The organism is Streptomyces sp. NPDC086023, from assembly GCF_044540325.1.
GTDB lineage: Bacteria > Actinomycetota > Actinomycetes > Streptomycetales > Streptomycetaceae > Streptomyces.
Window position 1 is genome coordinate 259,499 of record NZ_JBITRX010000001.1, and the last position, 18,458, is coordinate 277,956.

Consider the following 18,458-nt stretch of genomic DNA (forward strand, 5'->3'; position numbering starts at 1 on the left):
CGGCGGCCGTGGCTCAGCGGCGGATACGGTTCAGCAGCGCGTTGCTCAGCGGCGGAGGCGACTGGTCCTCGGGCAGCCGGGGCAGCCGGTGCGCGAGCGATCCGTACCAGACGTACGACAGGGAGTAGCCGAAGGCGAGACAGAGCATGCCGCCCACCGCGTCCAGCCAGAAGTGGTTCGCGGTGGCCACGATGACGACCAGCGTGGCCGTCGGGTAGAGCAGGCCCAGGATCCTCGCCCAGGGCGCGGAGGCCAGCGCGAAGATCGTCAGCCCGCACCAGAGCGACCAGCCGATGTGCATGGAGGGCATGGCCGCGTACTGGTTCGACATGTGCTTGAGGTTGCCCGAGGCCATGGAGCCCCAGGTGTGGTGCACCAGCACCGTGTCGATGAAGTTCTCGCCGGTCATCAGCCGCGGCGGCGCGAGCGGATACAGGTAGTAGCCGACCAGGGCCACGCCGGTGGTGGCGAACAGGACCAGGCGCGTGGGCGCGTAACGGCCCGGGTGCCGGCGGTAGAGCCACACGAGGACGCCGATGGTCACGACGAAGTGGAGCGTGGCGTAGTAGTAGTTCATGCCGACGACCAGCCAGGTCACGGAGTCGACGGCGTGGTTCACCGTCTTCTCGACGGCGATGCCCAGGTCGTGCTCCACCCGCCAGATCCAGTCGGCGTTGCGCAGGGCGGCGGCCTTCTGCTCCGGGACGGCGTTCCGGATGAGGGAGTACGTCCAGTAGCTGACCGCGATCAGCAGGATCTCGAACCACAGGCGCGGCCGGCGCGGTGCGCGGAGCCGCTCCCAGAGGGTGCGCGTGGACCCGCCCGGGCGGTCGTCCTCGGTCACGATGGGTGACGCGACATCCGTCCGGGTTTCCAGTGTCTTCACGCTCGCTTCACCCATAGGGAAAGAGTCTGCCAGATCGGTACTGCCCTCCGATCATCCCTCGGGACGGTCTTCAGTGCATCAGATCAGTCCTACGTATGACCTTCGTACGGCGGATCCCTCCGGGATCGTCCCGAGACCCTCCCGAGACCCTCCCCGGACCACCCGCCGGGCCCGATCCCGGCCCCTCAGGGCCGGCCGGGACCCGAGGCCGTCGACCCGCGGACCACCAGCTCCGGGAGGAAGACGAACTCGCTGGGCGGGGCGGGGGTGCCGCCGATCTCCTCCAGCAGCGTGCGGACGGCCGCCTGACCCATGGCCTGCACCGGCTGGCGGATCGTGGTCAGCGGCGGATCCGTGAACGCTATGAGCGGGGAGTCGTCGAAGCCGACCACCGAGACGTCCTGCGGCACACGCAGCCCCTGCTGTCGCGCCGCCCGGATGGCACCGAGTGCCATCATGTCGCTGGCGCAGACCACGGCCGTGCAGCCCCGCCCGATCAGCGCGGTCGCGGCAGCCTGGCCGCCCTCCAGGCTGTAGAGGGAGTGCTGGATCAGCTCCTCGGTCTCCGCGGGGCTCAGCCCCAGCCGCTCGCGCATCGCCGAGTGGAAGCCCTCGATCTTGCGCAGCACCGGGACGAACCGCTTCGGGCCGACGGCCAGGCCGATCCTGGTGTGGCCGAGCGAGGTGAGGTGCGTGACGGCCAGGTGCATGGCGGCGCGGTCGTCGGGCGACACGAAGGGCGCCTGCACCTTGGCGGAGTAGCCGTTGATGAGGACGTACGGCACGCCCTGGCCGCGGAGTTGGTCGTACCGGGTCATGTCCGCGGTGGTGTCCGCGTGGAGACCGGAGACGAAGATGATGCCGGAGACCCCGCGGTCCACCAGCATCTCGGTGAGCTCGTCCTCCGTGGAGCCGCCCGGGGTCTGGGTGGCGAGGACGGGCGTGTACCCCTGCCTGGTCAGGGCCTGTCCGATGACCTGCGCGAGGGCGGGGAAGATCGGGTTGTCCAGTTCGGGGGTTATCAGTCCGACGAGGCCGGCGCTGCGCTGGCGCAGCCGCACGGGCCGCTCGTAACCGAGCACGTCGAGCGCGGCAAGCACGGACTCACGGGTGCCCGCGGCCACGCCGGGCTTGCCGTTGAGCACGCGGCTGACTGTGGCTTCGCTGACCCCCGCCTGGGCTGCGATGTCGGCAAGCCTCGCGGTCATGGGATTGGACTGTACCGGTCGCATGTCAGATTGCCCACCACGTGCAGGAATCAGCGGGAATAAGGACAGTCCTCCCGTCCCCGCCGAGCGGGGAGCTGGAGAGCACCGGCCGTCCTGGGGAGGGGAGTTCGACGGGGGTGCCCCGGGTGTTGAAGGTGCAGACGAAGCCCGGCCGCCCGAAGGCGAGCACCCCTGCCGGGGAGTCCAGCCACCGCATGCCGTTCCCCTCGCCGTTCCCGGCAGGGTCGGGTCCCGCGCCCAGCCCCGGCAGCGCCCGGCGCAGTTCCAGGGCCGCGCGGTACAGCTCCAGTGTGGAGTGCGGATCGCCGGTCTGCGCCTCCACGGTCAGCCCGGCCCAGTCCGCGGGCTGCGGCAGCCAGCTGCCGCCGGGGCCGAAACCGTACGGCGGCTCCGCGCCCGACCACGGCATCGGCACCCGGCACCCGTCCCGCAGCCCCTCCTGCCCGTCCGCCGATGCGCCCTGCGCCCCGGTGGCCGGGCCGCCGCGCCGGAAGGCGGGGTCGCGCCGCACCTCGTCCGGCAGGTCGGTGACCTCCGGCAGGCCCAGCTCCTCCCCCTGGTACAGGTACGCCGACCCGGGCAGCGCCAGCATCAGCAGCGCAGCGGCCCGCGCCCGGGCCAGGCTGCCGTACCGCGTGGTGTGCCGGACGACGTCGTGGTTGGACAGCACCCAGGTGGTGGGGGCGCCCACGGAGGCGGTCGCGGCCAGCGACTCGTCGATCACGCGGCGCATCGCCTCCGGGTCCCAGGGGCAGTTCAGGAAGCGGAAGTTGAAGGCCTGGTGGAGCTCGTCGGGCCGGACGTACAGGGCCAGCCGCTCGGAGGTGGGCGCCCAGGCCTCCGCGACGCCGATCCGCTGCCCGGGGGTGCCGCACGGGCGGAGGGCGGGGGAGTAGGAGTCGAGGAGCCGCCGCCAGGAGCGGTGGATCTCGTGCACCCCGTCCTGGTCGAAGAAGGGGAGCACCTGCTCGCCGATCAGCCGGGCCTGGCCGCTGTGTCCGATGTCGGGCAGGCCGGGGGGCTTGACCATGCCGTGGGCGACGTCGACGCGGAACCCGTCGACGCCCAGGTCGAGCCAGAAGCGCAGCACCGAGTCGAACTCCTCGCGGACCTCGGCGTGCTCCCAGTTCAGGTCGGGCTGCTCGGGCGCGAAGAGGTGCAGGTACCACTCGCCCCCGGCCTCCGGCCGGGAGCCCCCGCTGCCCACCGGCACGTCGACCCGGGTCCAGGCGGGCCCGCCGAACACGGACTCCCAGTCGTTGGGCGGCAGGTCCCCGCCGGGGCCGCGGCCGGGCCTGAAGTGGTAGCGGGCCCGGGCCGAGGGGTCGCAGAGCGCCTCCTGGAACCAGCGGTGCCGGTCGGAGGTGTGGTTCGGCACCACGTCGACGATCACCCGCAGCCCCAGGTCGTGGGCGGCCCGCACCAGGTCGGCGGCGTCCTCCAGGGTGCCGAAGAGCGGGTCGACGGCCCGGTAGTCCGCCACGTCGTAGCCGCCGTCGGCCTGGGGGGAGGCGTAGAAGGGGGTGAGCCAGACCGCGTCGACCCCCAGCCGGGCGAGGTGCGGCAGGCGGGAGCGGATGCCGCGCAGGTCCCCGACGCCGTCGCCGTCGCTGTCGGCGAAGGACCGTACGTATACCTGGTAGATCACCGCGTCGCGCCACCAGCCGGTCGGCTTGCTGGAAGGACTTTCAGTGTGGACGGCGGTCAGCTCCTGGGTCATATCGGGGTCAACGCGACGACACCCCCCTGGGTTGCGGGCCTCCGGCGTCGAACAGCCAGCAAGGAGCGGCAACCTTCCGGACACGTGGATGTAACGATCCCCCGAGCTTGCAGAAAATTGCCGCAAGGTCTTTCGGTCGTCTTTCAAGCTTGTTACGTTCCCTTCCACTCGGCACCGCGAGGGAGCGGTCGGGATCACTGAAGGAGTTCATATGCGGCGTGGCATAGCGGCCACCGCGCTGGTCGCGGCCCTGGCGCTCGCGGCGACGGCCTGCGGCGGCGACAAGAACGACGGCGGCGAGGACGGCAAGAAGGCGGGCGGCGAGCTCTCCGGCACCGTCACCTGGTGGGACACCTCCAACGACGCCGAGAAGGCCACCTTCGAGAAGATCGCGAAGGCCTTCACCGCCAAGCACCCCAAGGTCACCGTCAAGTACGTCAACGTCCCGTACGGCGACGCGCAGAACAAGGCCAAGAACGCCTTCAGCAGCGGTGCCGACGCCCCGGACGTGATCCGCGCCGACGTCGGCTGGGTCGCCGACTTCGCCTCCCTCGGCTACCTGGACAAGGTGCCCGCCGAGACGGCCAAGAAGGTCGACTCCGAGTTCCTGCCGCAGGCCGCCGCCTCCGGCAAGTTCGAGGGCACCACCTACGCGGTCCCGCAGGTCATCGACACCATGGGCCTCTTCTACAACAAGAAGATCCTCAAGGACGCCGGCGTCGAGGCCCCCACCTCCCTGGAGGAGCTGAAGAAGGCCGCCGCCACGATCAAGAGCAAGACCGGCAAGACCGGCCTCTACCTGCGCGGCGACGACTCGTACTGGTTCCTGCCGCTCATCTACGGCGAGGGCGGCGACCTGGTCGACGCCAAGAACAAGACGGTCACCGTCGACTCCCCGGCCGGCGTGAAGGCCTTCAAGGCCGCCCGCGACCTGGTCACCTCCGGCGCCGCGCTCACCAACGCGACCGACGGCTGGAACAACATGCAGACCGCCTTCAAGTCGGGCAAGGTCGCCATGATGATCAACGGTCCGTGGGCCGTCGCCGACGCCTACGCCGGTGACGAGTTCAAGGACAAGGCCAACCTCGGCATCGCCGCGGTCCCGGCCGGCTCCGCCGGTCAGGGCGCCCCGCAGGGCGGCCACGACCTGGCGGTCTACGCGGGCTCGAAGAACCGCGACGCCGCCCACGCCTTCGTCGAGTACATGACCTCGCAGGAGGTCCAGGTGCAGTCGGCCAAGGAGCTCTCCCTGCTGCCCACCCGTACCGCCGCCTACGAGCAGCCGGACGTCAAGGGCAACGAGATGGTCCAGTTCTTCAAGCCCGCCGTGGACAAGGCCGTCGAGCGCGCCTGGATCCCGGAGAACGGCAGCCTGTTCGCCCCGCTCCAGGTGCAGTACACCAAGGCTGTGACCGGTGCGGCGAGCCCGGAGGACGCGGCGAAGGCGGCCGGCGCCGAGTTCCGCAAGATCCTCAAGGGCTGGAAGTAAGAGCCGAGAGCCGAAGACGGTAGAGGAAGGCAGGCCGACGGAGGATGGCTGTGGACACCACCACGAGCCAGTCGGTGGCAAAGGCCGCGGGCGAGGATCTCGCCCGCGGCCGGAGCCGCAGGACTGACCAGCGACCCGGAAAGTTCCGCCGGGCGGTTTCGACGCACTGGTACGCGTGGGCGATGACCGCCCCCGTGGTGATCGTGCTCGGCGTGATCATCGGCTGGCCCCTGGTCCGCGGCATCTACCTGTCGCTGACCGACGCCAACGAGCGCAACGTCGCCCGCACCATCGGCGTGAACGAGATCGAGGCCACGTACGAGTTCGTCGGCCTCGACAACTACACGGCGGTGCTCTCCGACCCGGTCTTCCTCCAGCGCCTGGTGTGGACGGTGGTGTGGACCGTCGCCTGCGTCTCCATCACCTTCACGCTCGGCCTGGTCCTGGCCAACATGCTGAACCGGACCTTCAAGGGCCGCGGCTTCTACCGGATGGCGCTCATCCTGCCGTGGGCCGTGCCCGGCTTCGTCTCCGTCTTCGCCTGGCGGTTCCTCTTCAACCGCGACAACGGCATCCTCAACAAGCTCCTCGAAGGCGGCGGGATCAGCGCGATCCCGTGGCTCGACGACCCCACCTGGGCCAAGGTCTCGGTCATCGCCGTCAACGTCTGGCTCGGCGTCCCCTTCATGATGGTCGCCCTGCTCGGCGGCCTGCAGTCCATATCCGGCGAGCTCTACGAGGCCGCCGAGATGGACGGCGCCGGCCCCTGGCAGCGCTTCCGGCACATCACCCTGCCGGGCCTCCGCTCGGTCAGCATGACGGTGATCCTGCTCTCCACCATCTGGACCTTCAACATGTTCCCGGTGATCTTCCTGCTCACCCGGGGCGGTCCCGGCGACGCGACCGAGATCCTGGTCACCCAGGCCTTCCGCGAGGCGTTCATCGAAAGCCCCCGCGACTTCGCCGGCTCGGCGACCTGGGGCGTGCTGATCCTCGCCCTGCTCATGATCTTCGCGCTGGTCTACCGGCGTTCGCTGCGCAAGCAGGGAGAGGTGTGGTGACCATGGCCACGACGAACCCCACCACCCCCGGCACGGCCGCGGCCAAGCCCGTGCGCAAGCGCGGCGAGCGCAGCCCGCTCGCCTCCTTCGGCCTGCACGCCACCCTGGCGGTCGCCTCGACCGTGGCGGTCTTCCCGGTCCTGTGGGTGCTGCTGACCTCGCTGAAGCCCGCGAAGTACGCGATCACCACGGACTTCCTCAAGGACACCACGCTCGACAACTACCGCTACCTCGTCGAGCAGACCTCCTTCTTCACCTGGTTCGCCAACTCCGCGCTCGTCGCCGGCGTCACCACGGTCCTGGGCGTCATGATCGCGGCCACCACCGGCTACGCGGTCAGCCGCTTCAAGTTCCCCGGCATGCGCCCGCTGATGTGGACCCTGCTCATCACGCAGATGTTCCCCATGGCGATCCTGATCGTGCCGCTCTACAACCTGATGGGGCAGCTCGGGCTGCTCAACCAGCCCGTCGGCCTGATCATCACCTACCTCACCATCGCGGTGCCGTTCTGCGCCTGGATGATGAAGGGCTTCTTCGACACCATCCCGGTGGAGATCGACGAGTCCGGCCGCGTCGACGGACTCAACCCCTTCGGCACCTTCTGGCGGCTGATCCTGCCGCTGGCCAAGCCCGGCCTGGCCGTCACCGCCTTCTACTCCTTCATCACCGCCTGGGGCGAGGTCGCGTACGCCTCCGCCTTCATGGTCGGCGAGGAGAACCTCACGCTCGCGGGCGGCCTGCAGACCTTCGTCACGCAGTACACCGCCAACTGGGGCCCGATGACCGCCGCCTCGGTGCTCATCGCGATCCCGGCCGCGGCGTTCTTCATCTTCGCCCAGCGCCACCTGGTCGCCGGCATGACCGCCGGCGCCACCAAGGGCTGACGCGCGGGGCCTCCCCGGGCCGTACGTACGGAACCCCCGCACAGGGTCCCGTGCGTACGGCCCCCACCCCGTACCACCGACCGACGCGCGTACACGATTCAGCGCGGCGCCGACCCCGACCGTCCGGCGCCGTCCCACCCCGAGACCTTCAGGGATGACATGACCCAGCACCTCGCTGCCCCCGCCGCCGCCCCGACCACCGGCACGCACAGGGGATGGTGGAGAGACGCGGTGATCTACCAGGTCTACCCGCGCAGCTTCGCCGACAGCAACGGCGACGGCATGGGCGACCTCGAAGGCGTGCGCAGCAGGCTCCCGTACCTCAAGGAGCTCGGGGTCGACGCGGTGTGGCTCAGCCCCTTCTACGCCTCCCCCCAGGCCGACGCGGGCTACGACGTCGCCGACTACCGGGCCATCGACCCCATGTTCGGCACCCTGCACGACGCCGACGCGCTCATCCGCGAGGCCCACGCACTGGGCCTGCGCATCATCGTGGACCTCGTGCCCAACCACTGCTCCGACCAGCACGACTGGTTCAAGCAGGCGCTGCGCGAGGGCCCCGGCTCCCGGCTGCGCGAGCGCTTCCACTTCCGCCCCGGCCAGGGCGAGAACGGCGAACTGCCGCCCAACGACTGGGAGTCCATCTTCGGCGGCCCCGCCTGGACCCGGGTCGAGGACGGGGAGTGGTACCTGCACCTCTTCGCGCCCGAGCAGCCCGACTTCAACTGGGAGCACCCGGCCGTCCAGGACGAGTTCCGCTCCATCCTGCGCTTCTGGCTGGACCTCGGCGCCGACGGCTTCCGCGTCGACGTCGCCCACGGCCTGGTCAAGGCCCCCGGCCTGCCCGACATCGGCTCCGGCGACCAGCTGAAGCTGCTCGGCAACGACATCATGCCGTTCTTCGACCAGGACGGCGTGCACGAGATCTACCGCTCCTGGCGCCGGATCCTCGACGAGTACGAGGGCGACCGCGTGCTGGTCGCCGAGGCCTGGACCCCCACCGTCGAGCGGACGGCCCGGTACGTGCGCCCCGACGAGATGCACCAGGCCTTCAACTTCCAGTACCTCACCGCCAACTGGGACGCGGCCGAGCTGCGCGAGGTCATCGACGGCTCGCTGGCCGCGATGCGCCCCGTCGGCGCCCCCACCACCTGGGTGCTGTCCAACCACGACGTCACCCGGCACGCCACCCGCTACGCCAACCCCGCCGGCCTCGGCACGCAGCTGCGCGAGCAGGGCGACCGCGAGCTGGGCCTGCGGCGGGCCCGCGCCGCGACGATGCTGATGCTCGCGCTGCCCGGCTCGGCGTACGTGTACCAGGGCGAGGAGCTGGGCCTGCCCGACGTGACCGACCTGCCCGACGAGGTGCGCCAGGACCCGTCCTTCTTCCGCGCGGCCGGCCAGGACGGCTTCCGCGACGGCTGCCGGGTGCCGATCCCGTGGTCGGGCACCGAGGCCCCGTACGGCTTCGGCCCCGTCGCCGGCGGCCCCAGCTGGCTGCCGCAGCCCGCGTCCTGGGCCGGCCTGAGCGTCGAGGCGCAGTCCGGCGACCCCGACTCCACCCTGGAGCTGTACCGCTCCGCGCTGCGCCTGCGCCGGGACCACCCGGACCTGGGCGCGGGCGAGGAGGTGGAGTGGCTGGCGGCCCCCGAGGGCGTACTGGCCTTCCGCCGCGGCTCCTTCGTGTGCGCGGCCAACACCACCGGCGAGCCGGTGCTGTTCACCGCGCCCGGCACCCGCCTGCTGGCCAGCGGCCCCGTCGAGGACGGCGTGCTGCCGGCCGACGGCACGGTGTGGTGGGCGGTGTGACCGTCCCCGCGCCGCGCGGCGGCGAGCCCGGGGCACCACGGCTGGCGGACATCGCCGCGCAGGCCCAGGTCAGCGAGGCGACCGTCAGCCGGGTGCTGAACGGCAAGCAGGGCGTGGCCGAGTCCACCCGGCACAAGGTGCTGGCCGCGCTCGACGTGCTGGGCTACGAGCGGCCCGTACGGCTGCGGCGCAAGAGCAACGGGCTGGTCGGCCTGCTCATCCCGGAGCTGACCAACCCGATCTTCCCGGCCTTCGCGCAGGTCATCGAGCAGGCGCTGGCCGGGCACGGCTACACCCCGGTGCTGTGCACGCAGACGCCGGGCGGTGCCACCGAGGACGAGCTGGTCGAGCAGCTGGAGGAGCGCGGTGTCACCGGCATCGTGTTCCTCTCCGGCCTGCACGCCGACGCGGCCGCGGATCCGGCCAGGTACCTGCGGCTGGCGGCGCGCGGCACGCCGTTCGTGCTGATAAACGGCTACAACGAGAAGATCAGCGCGCCGTTCGTGTCCCCGGACGACCGGGCCGCCGCCACCATGGCGGTCCGCCACCTCGCCGAGCTGGGGCACGAGCGGATCGGCCTCGCGATCGGCCCCACGCGGTACGTGCCCTCGCGCCGGAAGGCGGAGGGCTTCGCGGCCGTGCTGGCCGAGGTGCTGGGGATCGACGACCCCGAGCCGTACATCCAGCGCACCCTGTTCACCGTGGAAGGCGGCCACGCGGCCGGCGGCGCGCTGCTGGACCAGGGGTGCACCGGCATCGTCTGCGGCAGCGACCCCATGGCGCTGGGCGTGATCCGGGCGGTGCGCGAGCGCGGGCTGCGCGTGCCCGAGGACGTGTCGGTGGTCGGCTTCGACGACTCGCCGCTGATCCCGTTCACCGATCCGCCGCTGACCACGATCCGCCAGCCGGTCCGCGCCATGGCGACGGCTGCGGTGGGTGCGCTGCTGGAGGCCGTCGGGGGGAACCCGGTGGAGCGGACGGAGTTCGTGTTCCAGCCGGAGCTGGTGGTGCGGGGGTCGACGGCGCAGGCGCCCCGGCCCGCCCGTCCGGGCGCGTAGGGCCCTCAGGGCCCCCGTCCGGCCGGGCCGGGACTGGGTTGAACCGTACAGCGTTGCAATCTCTTGCGTAAGTTGTTGCGGCCAAAAAACGCCTGTATTACCGGCGGATGACGAAGGTGTGTCCAAAGGGTTGACGGTGCGGTGGTGGGCCTCGTACGGTCGCGACCGCAAGAAGTTTCAGTCAACTTGCAGAGCAGTTCTCGGCCTTACGGGCATGGCGCGTTGCCGTACGAGGTCACCCGCACCCGCACCCTCTTGCCAGGAGGACCCATGCCCCCACGCACCCGCAGAGCCGCGGGGGTGACCGTCGCCCTCGCGGCGGCCGCCCTCACGGTCCAGGCACCGCAGGCGTCGGCCGTGCCGCCCGGCACCAAGGACGTCACAGCCGTGCTCTTCGAGTGGAAGTTCGACTCGGTGGCCAAGGCCTGCACCGACTCGCTCGGCCCCGCCGGATACGGCTTCGTCCAGGTCTCCCCGCCCCAGGAGCACGTCCAGGGCAGCCAGTGGTGGACCTCGTACCAGCCGGTCAGCTACAAGATCGCCGGCCGGCTCGGGGACCGCACCGCCTTCAAGAACATGATCGACACCTGCCACGCGGCCGGCGTCAAGGTGATCGCGGACTCCGTGGTCAACCACATGGCCGGCCAGGACGGCTCCGGCGTCGGCACCGGCGGCTCCGCGTACTCGAAGTACAACTACCCCGGCCTGTACTCCGGCGCCGACATGGACGACTGCCGCGCCACCATCTCCAACTACCAGGACAAGGCCAACGTCCAGAACTGCGAGCTGGTCCAGCTCGCCGACCTGGACACCGGCGAGGACTACGTCCGCGGGAAGATCGCCGGATATCTCAACGACCTGCTGTCGCTGGGCGTCGACGGCTTCCGCATCGACGCCGCCAAGCACATGCCGGCCGCGGACCTGGCCAACATCAAGTCGCGGCTGACGAATCCTTCCGTCTACTGGAAGCAGGAGGCGATATACGGCGCCGGCGAGGCCGTCTCGCCCAGCGAGTACCTCGGCAACGGCGACGTCCAGGAGTTCCGCTACGCCCGCGACCTCAAGCGGGTCTTCCAGAACGAGAACCTCGCCTACCTCAAGAACTTCGGCGAGGCCTGGGGCCACATGCCGAGCGGCCAGTCCGGGGTCTTCGTCGACAACCACGACACCGAGCGCGGCGGCGACACCCTGAGCTACAAGGACGGGTCCGCCTACACGCTCGCCAGCGTGTTCATGCTGGCCTGGCCGTACGGCTCCCCGGACGTCCACTCCGGCTACGAGTGGACCGACAAGGACGCGGGCCCGCCGAACGGCGGCACGGTCAACGCCTGCTACGCCGATGGCTGGAAGTGCCAGCACGCCTGGCGCGAGATCTCCTCGATGGTCGCCTTCCGGAACACGGCCCGCGGTCAGGGTGTCGTGAACTGGTGGGACAACGGCGGGGACCAGATCGCCTTCGGCCGCGGGACCAAGGCGTACGTCGCCATCAACCACGAGGGCGCGGCGCTCACCCGGACCTTCCAGACCTCGCTCGCCGCGGGCGACTACTGCGACGTGCAGAGCGGGCGGAACGTGACCGTGAACTCCTCCGGGCAGTTCACCGCCACCCTCGCCGCCGGCACCGCCCTCGCGCTGCACACCGGCGCCCGCACCTGCTCCGGCACGCCCGTCCCGCCGCCCAGCGGCGACACCGGCGCGAGCTTCGGCGTCAACGCCACCACGAGCTGGGGCCAGAACGTCTACGTGGTCGGCAACCAGGCCGCCCTCGGCAACTGGAACACCGGCTCCGCGCTCAAGCTCGACCCCGCGGCCTACCCCGTCTGGAAGCTCGACGTGACGATGCCGGCCGGCACCGCCTTCGAGTACAAGTACGTCCGCAAGGACGCGGCGGGCAACGTCACCTGGGAGAGCGGCGCCAACCGCACCGCCACCGTCCCCGCCAGCGGCAAGGTCGTGCTCGACGACACCTGGCGCAGCTAGGGGGTGTTGCGAAAGTCCCGCACGGCGCCCGGCACGCACTCTCGCCGCACCGGCCAAAGCCCCGAGTACGCCCAGTACGAGGGTCTTCGTCCGGCACGCCGAGAGCACGCACCGGACACCGCGGGCACCACACAGGACTTTCGCAACACCCCCTGACCCCCTCAGACCAGGGCCGCCCGGCACCATCCAGTTCCCGCCACCGCCGGGCGGCCCTCACCCGTACCGACCGCACCAGCCGGTGGAGCGGCACCGGGAGCGCGTACCCGGGCAGCACCGGGACTCCGTACCCGGCAGCACGCTCCACCCCGCACGGCCCCTGTCCCCGCTTCAAGGAGATCCTCCCTTGATACGCCCAGCCCTGCGCGCGGCGGCCGTGACGGCCGCCGCCGCCCTGGCAGCGACCCTCGCGCCCGCCCTCCCGGCCGCCGCGGCCACGCCGCCGGCACCGCCCTCGGACGCGAGTCTCGCCAAGCAGCCGACCCGGCACGACCTGACCCGCGAGCAGTTCTACTTCGTCCTGCCCGACCGCTTCGCCAACGGCGACCCGGCCAACGACCGGGGCGGCCTCACCGGCACCCGCCTGGAGACCGGCCTCGACCCCGAGGACAAGGGCTTCTACCAGGGCGGTGACCTCAAGGGCCTGACCCAGCGGCTCGACTACATCAAGGGCCTCGGCACCACCGCGATCTGGCTCGCGCCGATCTTCAAGAACCAGCCGGTGCAGGGCACCGGCAAGGACGCGTCGGCCGGCTACCACGGCTACTGGATCACCGACTTCACGCAGGTCGACCCGCACTTCGGCACCAACGCCGACCTCACGAAACTGATCGACACCGCCCACCGCAAGGGCATGAAGGTCTTCTTCGACGTCATCGCCAACCACACCGCCGACGTCGTCGACTACCAGGAGAAGTCCTACAACTACCTCTCCAAGGGCGCCTTCCCGTACCTGACCAAGGACGGCGTCCCCTTCGACGACTCCGACTACGCCGACGGGAAGAGGAAGTTCCCCGCGGTCTCCGCGAAGTCCTTCCCGCGCACCCCGGTCGTCCCCGAGGCCAAGAAGGACCTCAAGGTCCCCGCCTGGCTCAACGACCCCACGATGTACCACAACCGGGGCGACTCCACCTTCGCCGGCGAATCCTCCGACCAGGGCGACTTCTTCGGCCTCGACGACCTGTGGACCGAGCGCCCCGAGGTCGTCAGCGGCATGCAGAAGATCTACGAGAAGTGGGTCGCGGACTTCGCCATCGACGGCTTCCGCATCGACACGGTCAAGCACGTCAACACCGAGTTCTGGACCCAGTGGGCCACCGCCCTCGACCGGTACGCCGCACAGCGCGGCCGGCCCGACTTCTTCATGTTCGGCGAGGTCTACTCCGCCGACACCGCCGTCACCTCGCCGTACGTGACCCGCGGCCGGCTCGACGCCACCCTCGACTTCCCGCTCCAGGAAGCGATCCGCGCGTACGCCTCCCAGGGCGCCCCCGCCGGCCGGCTGGCCTCGGTCCTCGCGGACGACCACCGCTACACCAGCGACCGGGCCAACGCCTACGAGCAGGTCACCTTCCTCGGCAACCACGACATGGGCCGCTTCGGCACCTTCCTCCGGCAGGACAACGCCGGCAAGGGCGAGCGGGAGCTGCTGGACCGCTACCGGCTCGCCAACGAGCTGATGTTCCTCAACCGCGGCAACCCCGTCGTCTACTACGGCGACGAGCAGGGCTACACCGGCGCCGGCGGCGACAAGGACGCCCGCCAGTCGCTCTTCGCCTCGAAGACCGCCGACTACCTGGACGACGACCAGCTCGGCACCGACCGCACCCACGCGAGCGACGCCTACGACCCGCAGCACCCGCTCTACCGGCAGATCGCCGCGCTCTCGAAGCTGACCAAGGCCCACCCGGCGCTGCGCAACGGCGTCCAGACGGAGCGCCTCGCGAAGGACTCGCTCTACGCCTTCACCCGTACCGACGCCTACTCCCGCGCCGAGTACCTGGTCGCCGTCAACAACGCCGGCGAGCCGAAGACCGTGACGGTCCCGGTCGACAGCGCGCCGGGCACGGACCTCACCGCCCTGTACGGCACCCGGGACGCCGCCCGCGTCGACGCCGACGGCAAGGCCACCGTCACCGTCCCCGCCCTCGGCTCCGTGGTCCTCGCCGCGGACACCCCGCTGGCCCTCCCCGCCCCCGGCCCCTCCGTCACCCTCCAGGCCCCCGCGCCCGGCGCCACCGGCACCGTCGAGCTGTCCGCCCAGGTCACCGGCGGCGGCCTGAACCGGGTGGTGTTCGCCGCCCAGACCGGCGACGGCCCCTGGCGGGTCCTCGGCACCGCGGACCACGCCCCCTACCGGGTCACCCAGCACGTCACCGCCCCCCAGGGCACCCCGCTGCGCTACAAGGCCGTGGCCGTCGACACCGCCGGCCACACCGCGAGCGCCCTCGCGGAGTCCGTCGCCGGACAGGTCCCGCCGAAGGACGTGCCGACCGCCACCCAGCGCGACTACGCCGTCGTCCACTACAAGCGCCCCGACGGGGACTACACCGACTGGCGCCTCTACGCCTGGGGCGACATCGCCGACGGCGAGGCCACCCCCTGGCCGGCCGGCCACGGCTTCACCGGCCGCGACGCGTACGGCGCCTTCGCGTACGTACGCCTCAAGCCCGGCGCGACCTCCGTCGGCTACCTGGTCATCGACAAGGACGGCAACAAGGACGTCGCCGCCGACCGCAGCATCGACGTCACGAAGACCGGCGAGATCTGGCTGGAGCAGGGCAAGGAGGCCGCCCGCACCGAGCGGCCCGAGTACCCCGCCCAGGACACCGCCAAGGCCGTGCTGCACTACCAGCGCGCCGACGGCCAGTACGACGGCTGGGGCCTGCACACCTGGACCGGCGCCGCGAACCCGACCGAGTGGTCCAAGCCGCTGATGCCGGCCCGCTTCGACCCGTACGGCGCGGTGTACGAGGTCCCGCTCGTTGCCGGCGCCGCGAGCCTCAGCTACATCCTCCACAAGGGCGACGAGAAGGACCTGCCCTCCGACCAGTCCCTGGACCTCAAGGCCAACGGCCACGAGGTCTGGCTCCTCGGCGGCAAGGAGAAGTACCTCCTCCCGCAGCCGGCCGGCTCCTCCGCCGCCCTGGACCTCGGCAAGGCCCACGCCGTCTGGATCGACCGGAACACCGTGGCCTGGAACGCGCCCGAGGCCGCCGCCTCCGCCCAGCTCCTGACCTCCCGCGACGGCTCGGTCAAGGCCTCCGGCGGCGCCCTCACCGGCAACGCGAGCTGGCTGCGGCTGAACCGCACGCAGCTCACCGACGCCCAGAAGGCCGTCTTCCCGCACCTGGCGAAGTACACCGCCTTCACCGTCGACGAGCGTGACCGGGACCGGGTCCGCGAGGCGCTGCGCGGCCAGCTCGTGGCCGCCGCCCGCGCCGCCAACGGCGCCGTGCTCGCCGCCACCGGCGTGCAGCTCGCCGGCGTCCTGGACGACCTGTACGCGCCCGCCGCCAAGGGTGCCGCCCTCGGCCCCGTCTTCGGCCGCGACGGCTCCGTACGCCTCTCCGTCTGGGCCCCGACCGCCCAGCGCGTCGCCCTCGAACTCGGCGACCGCACGGTCCCGATGAAGCGGAACGCCACCTCCGGCGTGTGGACCGCCACCGGCGGCGCCGACTGGCGCGGCAAGCCCTACCGCTACGCCGTCACCGTCTGGGCCCCCTCGGTCCAGCAGCTCGTCACCAACCGGGTCACCGACCCCTACTCCGCCGCCCTCACCACCGACTCGGCCCGCAGCCTCGCCGTGGACCTCGCCGACCCGGCCCTCAAGCCGGCCGGCTGGACCGGGCTGAAGAAGCCCGCCGCGGTGCCCTTCCAGCGCGCCCAGATCCAGGAGCTGCACGTCCGCGACTTCTCCGTCGCCGACCGCACCTCCGCCCACCCCGGCCGGTACCTCGCCTTCACCGACACCGGCTCGGCCGGCATGAAGCACCTGCGGAGCCTCGCCGCCGCCGGCACCTCGTACGTCCACCTCCTCCCGGCCTTCGACATCGGCACCATCCCCGAGAAGCCGGCCGACCGCACCGAACCCGCCTGCGACCTGTCCGTCTACGCGCCGGACTCCGAGGAGCAGCAGGCCTGCGTCGCCGCGGCCGCCGCGAAGGACGCGTACAACTGGGGCTACGACCCGCTGCACTACACCGTCCCCGAGGGCTCGTACGCGAGCGACCCCGAAGGCACCCGGCGCACCGTCGAGTTCCGGCGGATGGTCCAGGGCCTGAACGGCGCCGGCCTGCGCACGGTCATGGACGTGGTCTACAACCACACCGTCGCCGCCGGGCAGTCGGACAAGTCGGTCCTCGACCGGATCGTGCCCGGCTACTACCAGCGGCTGCTGGCCGACGGCTCCGTCGCCACCTCCACCTGCTGCGCCAACACCGCGCCCGAGAACGCCATGATGGGCAAGCTCGTCGTGGACTCGATCGTCACCTGGGCCAGGGAGTACAAGGTCGACGGCTTCCGCTTCGACCTCATGGGCCACCACCCGAAGGCCAACATCCTGGCCGTCCGCGCCGCACTCGACGCCCTCACGGTCGCCAAGGACGGGGTCGACGGGAAGAGGATCGTTCTCTACGGCGAGGGCTGGAACTTCGGCGAGGTCGCCGACGACGCCCGCTTCGTCCAGGCCACGCAGAAGAACATGGCCGGCACCGGCATCGCCACCTTCTCCGACCGGGCCCGCGACGCGGTCCGCGGCGGCGGCCCCTTCGACGAGGACCCGCGCGTCCAGGGCTTCGCCTCGGGCCTCTACACCGACCCGAACACATCGCCGGCCAACGGCACCCCGGACCAGCAGAAGGCCCGCCTGCTGCACGCCCAGGACCTGCTCAAGGTCGGTCTGTCGGGCAACCTCGCCGGCTACTCCTTCACCGACACCGCAGGCCGCACGGTCAAGGGCTCCGAGGTGGACTACAACGGCCAGCCGGCCGGCTACGCGGCGGCCCCCGGCGACGCCCTCGCCTACGTGGACGCCCACGACAACGAGTCCCTCTACGACGCCCTCGCCTACAAGCTGCCGGCCGGCACGTCCACGGCCGACCGCTCCCGCATGCAGGTCCTGGCCATGGCCACGGCCGCACTCTCGCAGGGCCCGGCGCTCTCCCAGGCCGGCACGGACCTGCTCCGCTCCAAGTCCCTCGACCGCAACTCGTACGACAGCGGCGACTGGTTCAACGCGGTCCACTGGGACTGCCGCGACGGCAACGGCTTCGGCCGGGGCCTGCCCCCGGCCGCCGACAACCGGTCCAAGTGGGTGTACGCCAAGCCGCTGCTGACCGGCGCCGCCCCCGGCTGCGCCGAGATCACCGCGGCGGCGGGCGGGTACGCCGACCTGCTCCGCGTCCGGACGACGGAGCCGGCGTTCTCGCTGGCCACGACCGCCGAGGTGCAGTCCGCCCTGTCCTTCCCGCTCTCCGGCAAGGACGAGACCCCGGGCGTGGTCACGATGAAGCTGGGCGACCTGGTCGTCGTCTTCAACGCCACGCCCGCCGAGCAGCGGCAGACCCTCGGCACCGGGGACGCGTACCGCCTGCACCCGGTCCAGGCCGCCGGCACCGACCCGGTGGTGAAGGGGGCCGCGTACGCGTCGGGCACCTTCACCGTCCCGGCCCGGACGGTGGCGGTCTTCAAGCGCGGCTGACCCACGCGCACCGCAGGAACGCCTGCCGTGTCCGGGCCCCGAGGAGGGCCGGGCACGGCAGGCGCGCGTCCGGGGGCCCCTGCACGTCCGGCCACGCCCACACGTCCAGCGGCCGCCTACACGTCCAGCCGCCGCTCCAGCAGGATCACGCCGTAGACCCGCCCGTCCTTGGCGACCTTGGAGGGGAACTCGCCGACCACCCGGTAACCGGCGCTCCGGTAGTAGGACAGCAGCCGCGGGTTGGTCGACTGGCAGTCCAGCCGGGCCAGCTCGCGCCGGGTCCGCGCGATCCGCGCCTCGGCGTGCTCCAGCAGGCGCCGCCCGGTCCCGGCGGGGGCCGTCGCCCGGTCGACCATCAGCCGGTGCACGTAGCCCGCGACCGGCGGCTGCACGCCCCAGGCCTCCTCGTCGGACCACCACAGCTCGTACGCGCCGCAGACCGCGCCGTCGGCGTCCCGGGCCAGCCACACCTCGCCCTCGCGCATCTTCCGCCGGAAGTGCTCGGCGTCCTTCTCCCCGGCCTTCCACTGCTCGATGCCGTTCTCGCGCATCCAGGCCGCGGCGCCGTCGTACAGCCGCACGAGGACCGGCGCGTCCTTCTCTTCGGCCCGCCGGAACACAATCCCATCGTCAATGATCACGCG

General features: G+C 71.5%; 11 protein-coding genes. 7 read left to right on the forward strand and 4 right to left on the reverse strand.

The window, feature by feature from the left end:
- Positions 1–13: 13 nt before the first annotated feature.
- From ACIF6F_RS01195 to ACIF6F_RS01205, 3 genes are all read right to left on the reverse strand, one after another.
- A complete protein-coding gene (locus tag ACIF6F_RS01195; protein ID WP_399939461.1) occupies positions 14–901 on the reverse strand; it encodes a phosphatase PAP2 family protein in 888 nt (295 codons plus the stop codon).
- A gap of 170 nt (positions 902–1,071) precedes the next feature.
- The gene (locus ACIF6F_RS01200) at positions 1,072–2,094 is read right to left on the reverse strand and encodes a LacI family DNA-binding transcriptional regulator (protein WP_399939464.1); all 1,023 of its coding nucleotides are present in this window, start codon (positions 2,092–2,094) and stop codon (positions 1,072–1,074) included.
- A 25-nt stretch (positions 2,095–2,119) separates the two neighbouring features.
- Positions 2,120–3,835 carry an alpha-amylase family glycosyl hydrolase gene (locus ACIF6F_RS01205; RefSeq protein WP_399939467.1) on the reverse strand — a complete coding sequence of 572 codons (1,716 nt, stop codon included), beginning with the start codon at positions 3,833–3,835 and terminating at the stop codon, positions 2,120–2,122.
- 211 nt (positions 3,836–4,046) lie between these two features.
- Between ACIF6F_RS01205 and ACIF6F_RS01210 the strand changes: the two genes are divergently transcribed.
- The 7 genes from ACIF6F_RS01210 (at position 4,047) to pulA (ending at position 17,814) form a co-directional block, all read left to right on the forward strand.
- Entirely contained in the window at positions 4,047–5,324 is a 1,278-nt protein-coding gene (locus ACIF6F_RS01210) for an extracellular solute-binding protein (protein ID WP_399939469.1), read from the forward strand.
- Positions 5,325–5,368: 44 nt separating this feature from the next.
- Positions 5,369–6,385 carry a carbohydrate ABC transporter permease gene (locus ACIF6F_RS01215; protein WP_399939471.1) on the forward strand — a complete coding sequence of 339 codons (1,017 nt, stop codon included), beginning with the start codon at positions 5,369–5,371 and terminating at the stop codon, positions 6,383–6,385.
- A gap of 2 nt (positions 6,386–6,387) precedes the next feature.
- Positions 6,388–7,269: a sugar ABC transporter permease gene (locus tag ACIF6F_RS01220; RefSeq protein ID WP_399939474.1), complete on the forward strand. Its 882-nt coding sequence runs from the start codon at positions 6,388–6,390 to the stop codon at positions 7,267–7,269.
- A gap of 159 nt (positions 7,270–7,428) precedes the next feature.
- The gene (locus tag ACIF6F_RS01225) at positions 7,429–9,078 is read left to right on the forward strand and encodes a glycoside hydrolase family 13 protein (RefSeq protein ID WP_399939476.1); all 1,650 of its coding nucleotides are present in this window, start codon (positions 7,429–7,431) and stop codon (positions 9,076–9,078) included.
- Positions 9,075–10,136 (forward strand): LacI family DNA-binding transcriptional regulator, encoded by a 1,062-nt coding sequence (locus ACIF6F_RS01230; RefSeq protein ID WP_399939479.1) that lies wholly within the window; start codon positions 9,075–9,077, stop codon positions 10,134–10,136. The genes ACIF6F_RS01225 and ACIF6F_RS01230 overlap by 4 nt, the downstream gene beginning before the upstream one ends.
- Before the next feature lie 270 nt (positions 10,137–10,406).
- On the forward strand, positions 10,407–12,116 hold the full coding sequence (locus tag ACIF6F_RS01235) for a carbohydrate-binding module family 20 domain-containing protein (protein WP_399939482.1): 1,710 nt from the start codon (positions 10,407–10,409) through the stop codon (positions 12,114–12,116).
- Between the two features lie 343 nt (positions 12,117–12,459).
- Positions 12,460–17,814 (forward strand): pullulanase-type alpha-1,6-glucosidase, encoded by a 5,355-nt coding sequence (gene pulA / locus ACIF6F_RS01240; RefSeq protein ID WP_399939484.1) that lies wholly within the window; start codon positions 12,460–12,462, stop codon positions 17,812–17,814.
- 116 nt (positions 17,815–17,930) lie between these two features.
- On the opposite strand, the gene ACIF6F_RS01245 is transcribed toward pulA, so the two are convergent.
- The gene (locus ACIF6F_RS01245; RefSeq protein ID WP_399939487.1) at positions 17,931–18,455 is read right to left on the reverse strand and encodes a GNAT family N-acetyltransferase; all 525 of its coding nucleotides are present in this window, start codon (positions 18,453–18,455) and stop codon (positions 17,931–17,933) included.
- Positions 18,456–18,458 lie beyond the last annotated feature (3 nt).

Bases quoted from the DNA above. Each gene is read 5' to 3' on its own strand.
- ACIF6F_RS01195 (WP_399939461.1), bottom strand. From the start codon at position 901: ATGGGTGAAGCGAGCGTGAAGACACTGGAAACCCGGACGGATGTCGCG.
- ACIF6F_RS01200 (WP_399939464.1), bottom strand. From the start codon at position 2,094: ATGACCGCGAGGCTTGCCGACATCGCAGCCCAGGCGGGGGTCAGCGAA.
- ACIF6F_RS01205 (WP_399939467.1), bottom strand. From the start codon at position 3,835: ATGACCCAGGAGCTGACCGCCGTCCACACTGAAAGTCCTTCCAGCAAG.
- ACIF6F_RS01210 (WP_399939469.1), top strand. From the start codon at position 4,047: ATGCGGCGTGGCATAGCGGCCACCGCGCTGGTCGCGGCCCTGGCGCTC.
- ACIF6F_RS01215 (WP_399939471.1), top strand. From the start codon at position 5,369: ATGGCTGTGGACACCACCACGAGCCAGTCGGTGGCAAAGGCCGCGGGC.
- ACIF6F_RS01220 (WP_399939474.1), top strand. From the start codon at position 6,388: ATGGCCACGACGAACCCCACCACCCCCGGCACGGCCGCGGCCAAGCCC.
- ACIF6F_RS01225 (WP_399939476.1), top strand. From the start codon at position 7,429: ATGACCCAGCACCTCGCTGCCCCCGCCGCCGCCCCGACCACCGGCACG.
- ACIF6F_RS01235 (WP_399939482.1), top strand. From the start codon at position 10,407: ATGCCCCCACGCACCCGCAGAGCCGCGGGGGTGACCGTCGCCCTCGCG.